The sequence below is a fragment of the Bowmanella yangjiangensis genome, from assembly GCF_018531185.1.
Classification (GTDB): Bacteria; Pseudomonadota; Gammaproteobacteria; order Enterobacterales; family Alteromonadaceae; genus Bowmanella; species Bowmanella yangjiangensis.
The window spans coordinates 59,096-68,404 of sequence record NZ_JAHDJU010000006.1 but is presented as its reverse complement, the minus strand read 5'-3'; the positions used below and the strand labels follow the sequence as shown (position 1 = coordinate 68,404).

At 47.6% G+C, this 9,309-nt stretch carries 8 protein-coding genes and 1 rRNA gene; 2 read left to right on the top strand and 7 right to left on the bottom strand.

Annotation, left to right across the window (positions count from 1 at the left end; translation table 11 throughout):
- Positions 1-80: ribosomal RNA gene (gene rrf / locus KJY73_RS22125) — 5S ribosomal RNA — on the top strand; the annotation flags it as partial.
- 640 nt (positions 81-720) lie between these two features.
- Here the strand turns inward: rrf and KJY73_RS21605 are convergent.
- The 4 genes from KJY73_RS21605 to KJY73_RS21590 all read right to left on the bottom strand — a co-directional run bounded on the left by KJY73_RS21605 (position 721) and on the right by KJY73_RS21590 (position 5,472).
- The gene (locus tag KJY73_RS21605; RefSeq protein ID WP_214345681.1) at positions 721-2,283 is read right to left on the bottom strand and encodes a beta-N-acetylhexosaminidase; all 1,563 of its coding nucleotides are present in this window, start codon (positions 2,281-2,283) and stop codon (positions 721-723) included.
- 157 nt (positions 2,284-2,440) lie between these two features.
- Entirely contained in the window at positions 2,441-3,697 is a 1,257-nt protein-coding gene (locus tag KJY73_RS21600; protein WP_214345680.1) for a mechanosensitive ion channel family protein, read from the bottom strand.
- Positions 3,698-4,594: an acyltransferase gene (locus KJY73_RS21595; RefSeq protein ID WP_214345679.1), complete on the bottom strand. Its 897-nt coding sequence runs from the start codon at positions 4,592-4,594 to the stop codon at positions 3,698-3,700.
- Positions 4,588-5,472, bottom strand: coding sequence for an acyltransferase (locus tag KJY73_RS21590; RefSeq protein ID WP_214345678.1), 885 nt, complete (start codon positions 5,470-5,472; stop codon positions 4,588-4,590). The genes KJY73_RS21595 and KJY73_RS21590 overlap by 7 nt, the downstream gene beginning before the upstream one ends.
- Before the next feature lie 79 nt (positions 5,473-5,551).
- Here KJY73_RS21590 and proB point away from each other — a divergent pair, with 79 nt between their 5' ends.
- Positions 5,552-6,670 carry a glutamate 5-kinase gene (gene proB / locus KJY73_RS21585; protein ID WP_214345677.1) on the top strand — a complete coding sequence of 373 codons (1,119 nt, stop codon included), beginning with the start codon at positions 5,552-5,554 and terminating at the stop codon, positions 6,668-6,670.
- Between the two features lie 4 nt (positions 6,671-6,674).
- Here proB and KJY73_RS21580 read toward each other — a convergent pair whose 3' ends face one another.
- The 3 genes from KJY73_RS21580 to KJY73_RS21570 form a co-directional block, all read right to left on the bottom strand.
- Entirely contained in the window at positions 6,675-7,871 is a 1,197-nt protein-coding gene (locus KJY73_RS21580) for an Nramp family divalent metal transporter (RefSeq protein ID WP_214345676.1), read from the bottom strand.
- Between the two features lie 101 nt (positions 7,872-7,972).
- Positions 7,973-8,140 (bottom strand): hypothetical protein, encoded by a 168-nt coding sequence (locus KJY73_RS21575; RefSeq protein ID WP_214345675.1) that lies wholly within the window; start codon positions 8,138-8,140, stop codon positions 7,973-7,975.
- 137 nt (positions 8,141-8,277) lie between these two features.
- Positions 8,278-9,306, bottom strand: coding sequence for an AraC family transcriptional regulator (locus KJY73_RS21570; RefSeq protein WP_214345674.1), 1,029 nt, complete (start codon positions 9,304-9,306; stop codon positions 8,278-8,280).
- Positions 9,307-9,309: the final 3 nt, after the last annotated feature.

Below are 9,309 nucleotides of genomic sequence, written 5' to 3'. Positions count from 1 at the left end.
ATTCCGAACTCAGAAGTGAAACGTAACAGCGGCGATGGTAGTGTGGGGTCTCCCCATGTGAGAGTAGCACACCGCCAGGCTCCCAATACGAAGAAGGGCTATCCGATTGGATGGCCCTTTTTTATTGCGCGCGATTTACCCGCTGTACCCTTCACCGTTGTCTCGCAACATCAGACGGGTAGCCCTTCTTCAAGAAAGTGCTAACGTACCAATTCCACGGTCTGGCTGAATAACAATACCCTTCAGGCTCAAACGCTCGTCCTTATATAATGAACAGTACTCGGCAGCAGTTGCTGCATCCTAGTAGATAACGGGCTCTTTCAGTAAAACATCCATTTTCCTTGTTTGGAGTAATCCTCTGTGTAGTGCTTCGTTCTAAGTTATTTGGGTGCTCCACTTCCTGAGTTACAGGCTGCCTAGCTCTTAGTCTTTTCTAACTGTTGAAGGTTAATCTTGGTTGCTGTGTCCAATCTTCACTAGAATCAAGCTTTCAACTAAGCGTATGCGAAACAAAAGTTAAGCGAATAGGATTTTTCTAAATGAACGTTTAATAATGCTAACTTTATCCAATGCATATGAGACTTGGGTTTCTGAGCAGATGTCTCTGCGTGATAGACAGTTTCATTTATGTCTCTACGCTTCTGATTTTGAAAATAACACACGAAGTTCATTGGAATAAAAAAGCCCAGCTTAGGGCTGGGCTTCTGCTTAAACTTAATGTTATTGCCAGTTTAACTGGGCTTCCTTGTGATACTGGATGTTTAGTTGGTCAAGATGGCCGCGAAGTTCTGACAGTCGGCCAGTAAACTGCTCATAGTTGCGTTGCGCTTGTGGTGTCCAGGAAACCTCAGCAATAGCAGCCAGACGGGGCCAGTTTCTGTTATCTGCAGTTGCTTCGTCACGGACAAGCTCAGACCACATTGCTCCCTCTACACCTACTGCTTGGGCATAGTTTTCGGGCGTTAAGCTATATACCCTTTCTAGAGGAACGCCTTCTTTAGCACACCAGGTATAGGTTTCCGGTTGCCCGTTATAGTTACCATGATCAAGGTAGGTATAACTGCAGGGCGAAAGTACCAAATGAATACCCTTATCCAAGGCTGGCTGAATATCGTAGTTATCGTTCCATAACTGCAATAACGAGCTAGGACGAATATCTCCCTTTGACGCTTCTTCCCAGGCTAATACTTCACGATCCAAAGAGGCAACAATCTTATCTACCTGGGTGATAAATCCGGCGAAACTGGCTTTCTCCTCATTCAGTACTTCATCTCCGCCTATATGCAGATACTTGGAGGGGAAAATCGCAGCTACTTCTGTTAGCACTTCTTCCACAAAGCGGTAGGTCAGATCAGGCTTCTCGCTAGTGCATAGTGCGCTAAAGCCAACGCAGGTTCCTTCATAAAGACCTAGCCTAGCGTCTCCTACCATGTCTTTGCACTGGTTCTGAACCGGACTTTCTGTCACATAACCACATGCGAGCTCGTTGTAAGAGGCTATCGCTGCCTGGGTGTGGCCAGGTAAGTCGATCTCAGGAATGATTTCAACTTGATGCTGGGCTGCAAATTCAACCAATTCCCGCATCTGTTCCTGAGTGTAGTATCCACCAGGGCCACCGCCCACTTGGGTTGAGCCTCCTACCGTCGCTAGCTTAGGCCAGCTTTTAATTTCCAGTCGCCATCCCTGGTCATCGGTTAAATGCAGATGCAGTTTGTTAAGTTTGAAACTAGCCATCCGCTCGACATGTTGCTTCAGATAATCAAGGCTCTGGAAGTTACGGGCGACATCCAACATGCTGCCTCGCCATTCATATTGGGGCTGGTCCTCGATGCGAATATGCGGCAGAACATACTGTTCTTGTGCTTTAGCTGGTAATAACTGACGCAGGCTCTGTACTCCGTAAAATAGTCCTGCGTCGTTTGCAGCCTTAATCTCGATACCTTGGTTTATAGCTAACTGGTACCCTTCATCACCTAGGGTCAGGGAAGGATCGATCACCAACCTGATGACAGCGCTGTCATTTTCGCCCTGCTTAATACCTAGCTGTGAGAGCAAAGCAGAAATGGCAGCTGCGCTATCTGGTGCATTGTCATCGGTAATCAGTTTAACGCTACCTGAAAAAGTAAAGTGACCAGCAGATTGCGTAATTGAGGTGGGGTAGGGCACTAAGTTTATTTGTGTATTTGCTACCTCGCTCACCGCTTGACCGGTTGCAGGTGCCTCATCATTTTGACAAGCCACGAGCAACACCGACATGGCAACGACTAACGTTCTTTTAATCATAATGACTACTAGCCTCAGTTGTTAGAAATTAGGTTTGCTATTCAAGCAGTTATATTTGAATAACGAATTTATTAAAGATTTTTTACACTACAGCAGGCTGTCTTTTAGTCAATGTATTTGAACGGATTTGTTATGCCTTCTGCCCATTGTCAAAAAATTACTGCATAGGTGGCCGGTCACTTACTCTCTGATAAGCGCGTAAGCCAAAGCTCGGCAACATCGCGAGCAGATGGTCGAAAATATCTGACTGAATGCCTTCATAGTTCACCCAGTTCTTGTCGGCACTAAAGCAATAGATCTCTAGTGGTAATCCTAGTTCTGTCGGTGCAAGCTGGCGCACCATTAAGGTCATATCTTGATTGATCTTCGGGTGATTCTGCAGATATCTAACCATATAGGCCCTGAAGGTACCTATGTTAGTCAGGCGCCTGGCGTTTAGTAGATCCTGCTCTGTGATGCTGTTGTCTTGATTGTATTTGGCAAGCTCACGCTTTTTTTCACTGATGTAATCTTTGATAAAGCGGATTTTTTCCCAATTATCCAGCATATCCTGGTCACAGAAACGTACACTTTGAATATCTATGTTTATGGCCCTTTTTATTCTGCGGCCGCCAGATTCTTGCATGCCCCGCCAGTTTTTGACCGAGTCTCCAATTAGCGCATAGGTGGGTACCGTTGATATGGTGTTGTCCCAGTTGCGCACTTTAACCGTTGTAAGTCCCAGTTCTAAAACTGTGCCGTCCGCGCCATACTTAGGCAATTCTATCCAGTCACCGTTATTTACCATGCGGTTAGCAACGATCTGTACACCCGCTACAAAGCCGAGAATGGTGTCACGGAATACCAACAAGAGTATGGCGGCCGCTGCACCTAAGCCCGACATGATCAGGACTGGCGACTTTTCCAATAAGTTGGAAACAATCAGTATGATGGCGATAAGCGCAAGCGTGAGCTTGCCGACCTGAATAAAACCCGTAATAGGCACACGTTGAGCCAGTCTGGACGAGTCGTAAATATCCTCTATGGTGTTAAGCACAGCGCTCATCACCATGACAGTTGTTAGTAGGATATAAATGAAAGCCAGTTTCTGTAGTAATGCTAACAGCAGTGGAGCGTGGGCGAACAGCAATGGGCAAAGTACATAAAGCAACACCCCTGGAACAAGGTGCGCGCCACGCCGGAAAAAGTGATGCCGTTGTAATTCATCATCCCAAGTCGCCTTGGTTGCGAGAATCAGGCGGGCTAGTTTGCCACTAAACAAACGTCGGGTGATCTTAAAAGCTAACCAACAAACTCCTAACAGAATCAACACAGAGAAGAGTGTAAAAAGCGGTGAGCCGGAATTAATCTCTATGCCCCATTTGCTGGCGCTATCTAAAATTAACTGGCTGATTTGTGTTGGCTTCTCTTTCATTTAGCTATCGTCCCTTAGTTGTTGGATAAGGCTATCCTTGTCCTGCCAAAGCTGATTAAGCCAGCCTTGAAATTGGGCTCGGAAAATATCGTCTTCTTGGTAATTACCAACCAATTGCCTTGCCAAAGGAATGGCTTTGGCTCTCAGTACCACCTTGGTTAACCTGCCACATAACATGTCCATCATGACATGTTTGCTATTGTGGGGGTAAATCAATGTAACATCGATAATGTCATCAAACAGGTTACCCATTGAAGCCAAGGTAAAAGCTACCCCCCCAGCTTTTGGTGATAACAGGTGGGTGTATGGACTGGCCTTAGTTCGATGCTTTTGCTCGGTAAAGCGTGTCCCTTCTACGAAATTAATAACCGTAGTCGGAATCGTGCTGAACTTCTCACAGGACTTCCTGGTTGCTTCCAGGTCTTTACCTTTAAGGTGAGGATACTTGGCAATAAACTCGGCGTTGTAGCGACGCATAAAGGGCATGTCTAAAGCCCAGGCGCCAAGCCCAATAAAAGGCATCCAAATAAGTTCTTGTTTGATAAAAAACTTTGTTGCGGGAATACGTCCACATGAAAAGTGCATCAGTAATATGATATCCAGCCAACTAATATGGTTGGCCATAACCAAGTACCAGCCATCCTGTCTGAGGTTGCCCTCTATCTCGTAATCCCATTCAACCCTGTTAAACAGATTTATCAGCCACACGCCGCATATCGCAAATCCCCTCAGCGCAGCGTTCAGTAACCGGTTTAGCAAGTGAGTCAAACTTTGGACTGGACTGATAAGCTTAATAATACCGAGTAGGATAATAAGCGAACCCCAACCCATGAGATTGAAGATCTGCAGCAAAGCGTGAAAAGGCAACAGCAATAAGCCGGGTAACATACTCAGCATTGTTGGCCTGCCGCTAACTGCTTAAGCGCGTTATCTTTATCCTGCCAGCGCTGGTTAAGCCATTGCTGAAACTCTTGTCGTTGCTCGGCGTTGTCAAAATAATTGGCCGGCATCAGGTTCTCTAAAGGCATAACGTTTACGCGAACCTGGATCTGTTTAACCTTGCCGCACACGAAATCCCAGAAGCTGGGTATACCTTGCGGATAATGGATGGTTACATCAAGCAGCTTGTGCAACTTGTCACCCATGGCATTAAGCACAAAGGCAATGCCTCCAGCTCTTGGCAACAATAAGTACTGGTAAGGGCTGGCTTGTGAGCGGAGTTTGCATGGCGTTAAACGGGTACCTTCAACAAAGTTCATGATACTCACAGGAATGTGGCTGAATTTCTCACAAGCGCGCTGTGTGGTTTCGAGATCCTTACCCTTTAAGTGTGGGTGTTTCTCCAGAAAACTGCGCTTATAACGACGCATAAAGGGAAAATCTAATGCCCACCAGGCTAGCCCCAAAAAAGGCACCCACAGTAGTTCTTTTTTAAGGAAAAATTTAAGGAAGGGAATGCGTCCGCTGAATACTCGTTGTAAGACCAGGATGTCGACCCAAGACTGATGATTAGCAATCACCAGATACCATTCTTTACGTTTTAGCCCTTCCAGCCCTTGAACATCCCATTTTACCCGGCTGCTGAGGTTTTGGTTAAGTGTATTAACCTTAACCCAATTAGATGCACAACCATCTAACCAACGACTTAGTGCACGTTGCCACGGAGCGATGGGAATAAGCTTGAGCACTGACAGCAACATAATGGGTACAAACCAGAACAGGGTGTTCAGGGTATAACCAACTATCGATAACACGCCTATAAAATTTCGCCACATTTGATATTGCCTTAGACCGAATAAGCAACGTATTTTATGCGCACCCTCGTTATATCTCAAAGTTAATCCAGGCAGGCCAATGAGTCAGGCAGAAGCAGCAGTAACAAAATTTAACTGGCAACGTGCCGTCATCAAAGTAGGGAGTGCGCTTATAGCCCCGGATGGCGCCGGCTGCAGAACCGAATATTTGCTGGCGCTGGCTCAGTTTATTAATGCCAGCCGTCGCCAGGGCAAGGAGATCGTGCTGGTGTCGTCCGGCGCGGTCGCCGCTGGCCGGAATGCAATGAGTGCCGAGCAGAAGCCAACCCTGGCGCAAAAGCAGGCAATGGCGGCTGTAGGACAGACTCGAATGATGGCCAATTGGGCCCGTTTATTCGATTTCCCTACGGCACAGATTCTACTGACACATGGTGACATTCGAGATCGCGACCGCTATTTGAATATAAAAAGCACCATACGTGAGTTGCTGGCGCATCAGATTCTACCCATAGTCAATGAGAATGACTCGGTAGCCACTGAGGAGCTGAAATTTGGTGATAACGATAACTTAGGTGCCTTAGTCGCGCTGGTTGCTGATGCCGATACCCTGATTATCTGTACCGATGTGGACGGCTTGTATGACGCTGATCCCCGAAGCAACCCCCAGGCTAGACTGTTGACCTCGGTTGAGTCGGTGAGCAAAGAAATAATGGCGTTGGCCGGTGGCAGTGGTTCGTCGGTAGGAACTGGTGGTATGCAAACCAAGCTACAGGCTGCCCAAAAAGCCAGTGCTAATGGCATTCAAACCTTAATAGTGAATGGCTACAAGGCGGCCGCTTTTGAGGCTCTCTCTAAAGGTTTGGTGCCTGGTACGCTGTTTTCTCCTGCTCTGTCGCGAAGCGGGGCAAAAAAGCAATGGTTGCGGCACAGTCTGAAGGCCAAAGGCAAACTCCATATTGATGCAGGAGCAAAGCAGGCCCTTATTCAGCGCGGGGCATCCTTATTACCTGTCGGAGTCTCGTCTGTCGAAGGTCAGTTCGCCGCTGGCGACGCGGTGGAAATCTGTTTTGAAAATGATTTGCTGGCGATTGGTTTGAGTTTGTTCAGCGCCAGTGAACTCAGCAAAATTAAAGGTTTGCAAAGCCAGCAATTGGAAACTGTACTTGGTTATGCTGGCCATGAGGAGGTCGTGCATCGTGACGACCTGGTGCTGCTCTGAGTTATCAAAGCAGCGACCAAAGCTTGTAGCCACTAAGCCCGCAAAGAAACAACACAACCGCAGCGCCAGCGAGATTGGCTAAGTGACTATTAACATGATTTGCCAACAAGGCTTTGCGGTTCATTAACCATAATAAATACAGCGCCACCACAGGTAGCAGCAAGCCGTTGGTGGCCTGGGCAAATAAAATGATGGCCAAGGGACTCATGGAGAGGCTGGCGCCGATGACCCCGCATAGCAAAATGGCGAGCAATACCAGTCTAAAGGGACGTGAGCGCAGATCGGTTGACCAGCCCAGCATGCCACACACAGCATAAGCCCCAGCCAAGGGAGCGGTAATGGCACTGGTTAATCCGGCGGCAAACAGGCCTGTAGCAAAGAAAACCTGTGCAGCAGAACCTAACAAAGGTTCCAGCTGATTTGCCATGCTGGCAGCATTGTTGGGGGTGCCGGCCAGGGCATTGCCGTAAAAGGTTGCACTGGCCGTAGCCACTATCGCCAGGGTTATCAACCCGCCTAAACCAATTGACAGGCCATTATCAGCATTCATGCCGGGAAGGTCTTTCTGCCAGTCAGTGCTGTTGCGTTTGGCCATTAAACTAGCATGCAAGAATAGATTGTAGGGCACGATAGTGGTGCCTATCAGCGCCAGCAAGGTAGTCAGCGAGCCATCCGGGATCTGCGGTATAACCAGTCCGGATAACAAGGCCGCAGGGTCTGGGCGGGACAAAAACATGGTAGTGATAAAGACGATGCTCATCATAATGACAAGTCCCATCAGCACCTTTTCCAACACATTGTGTTTGCCGCTGTATAACAGCAGCGCGGCAATGCCTGCGAGCAATAAGGCCCAAAGTTGTACTGAACCTGAAAATATGGCATTCAGGCCCAGGGCTGCTCCGGTAAGATTTCCAGCCTCATAAGCGGCACTGCCTATGCCTATAGCGCTGACAACTAAAAAGGCACTTAAATAGCGGGGTATGCCAACGGGGAGTTGCGACCTGAGTGATTCAGCCAACCCTTGACCTGTTGCTAAGCCCAGTTTAGCTGCCATGCCCTGCAAAATAATGGTCGCAATCACGGCAAATAATAATACCCAGAGCAAACTAAAACCAAAATTGGCGCCCGCCAGACTGGCGGTGGTAATAGTGCCGGGGCCGATAAAGGCTGCGGTGATCAGTAAACCTGGGCCAAATCGCATAGTACGCCTAGTCACGAAAGCAGAAGATGAGGGACAGAATAACAGGCTGGTGAGGGAAGGAAAGTCCGCCGGGTTGAGCTACACCCGGCAGGAGCAAGACATTAGAACAACGAGTCGCCCATACGCAGGGCCTTTTTCTTCATAGACACGTTTGCACTCAGTGAATCTTCCATATTACGAAAGTGCTTGGTGTTCTTGCCTTTGTCTTGAGCGAGAGAGTACAGCAACAGAAATACCACTACTGCAAAAAGTAACGTGAGCACGAGCATATACAAATCCTTTCAATACTGTATGCCGAAATACACTACGGCTGCATCAGCCTACCGACGCAGTATTCAACGAGTGTGAAAGTATAGTGAAGTTTTCACTAAACGGGCCGCAGATTTTACTCCTGACTGATGGTTTTTCAACCGGAAAAATCAATTAACTTCCAGCTTAATCTGGCTTGACTTGGCGTCGAGCCTGTCCATCGTTTGAAAGCTCGTCGAAAATTAGGGATGTCGTTAAATGCCATTTGTGCGGCAATATCCTCATTATTCAAACCTTTAACGTGCAGAAGATACAAGGCTTGCTGCCGGTTTACATCGTCCTGCAACTGCATAAAGCTGGTGCCGTGCTGTTTCAAACGGCGCTTCAGAGTGGCGGCACTGATGGCCAAAATGTCGGCCATGTCCTGGAGGTTGGTGCTTTTGTTGTGGAGTACGTTTTGGCGTATCACTTCAAGAAACCCTAAGCGTGGTGAACGTGCAGTTGAATGAAGTTGCTCTAATGCATGCCATTTCAAGGTTTGGCTTGCTTGGGGAAAGGTCTTTAACCAGTATTCCTGATCGAAGCGGATGCATAACAGCGGCTGTGAAAAACGTAACCTATAACCCAGATTTTCCTCAAATTCTTGAATGTAACGCGGTCGGGGAAAAGGAAAATCAAAATAGAAGGGAATACGCTGGCCTAGCAGCAAGCGGCTGGCTGAGACTAAAGCTGCGCAATATGTCTCAATCACAAATTGGAATTCGTTTCCGCAACCTATGGCATCGTCCAGTAGCAAAAAACATTGTTTTTGGTGATTGAATAAGCGTGCTTGAACAAAAGGAAATAGCTGCATTTTCACCAATGAAAATAGCCGGAATGCATCCCGTAGATTTTGGCTGTGCAGCAATAAATTCGCGGCCTGCGAGTAACTTCCCGGGAACAAGCGTCGGCCAAGCTGGAAGGCCGCATCTTTACCTGGCATTAGTTGTCTGGCATTTGCCATCAATCGCAGCATTTGTGCCGCGCTCAACAGTACTGTACCTGCTCTGATATCTTCATAAAAAATACCGGTGCCCCTTAGCAATTTGTTTCGGTCAACACCGCGGTTAGCCGCAAGGTCTATCAGGCTTGCAGCAAGCTGTTGAGCAGGAAAGTACTTGTCCTCCAAGGTAGCATAGGCCTTCACGGT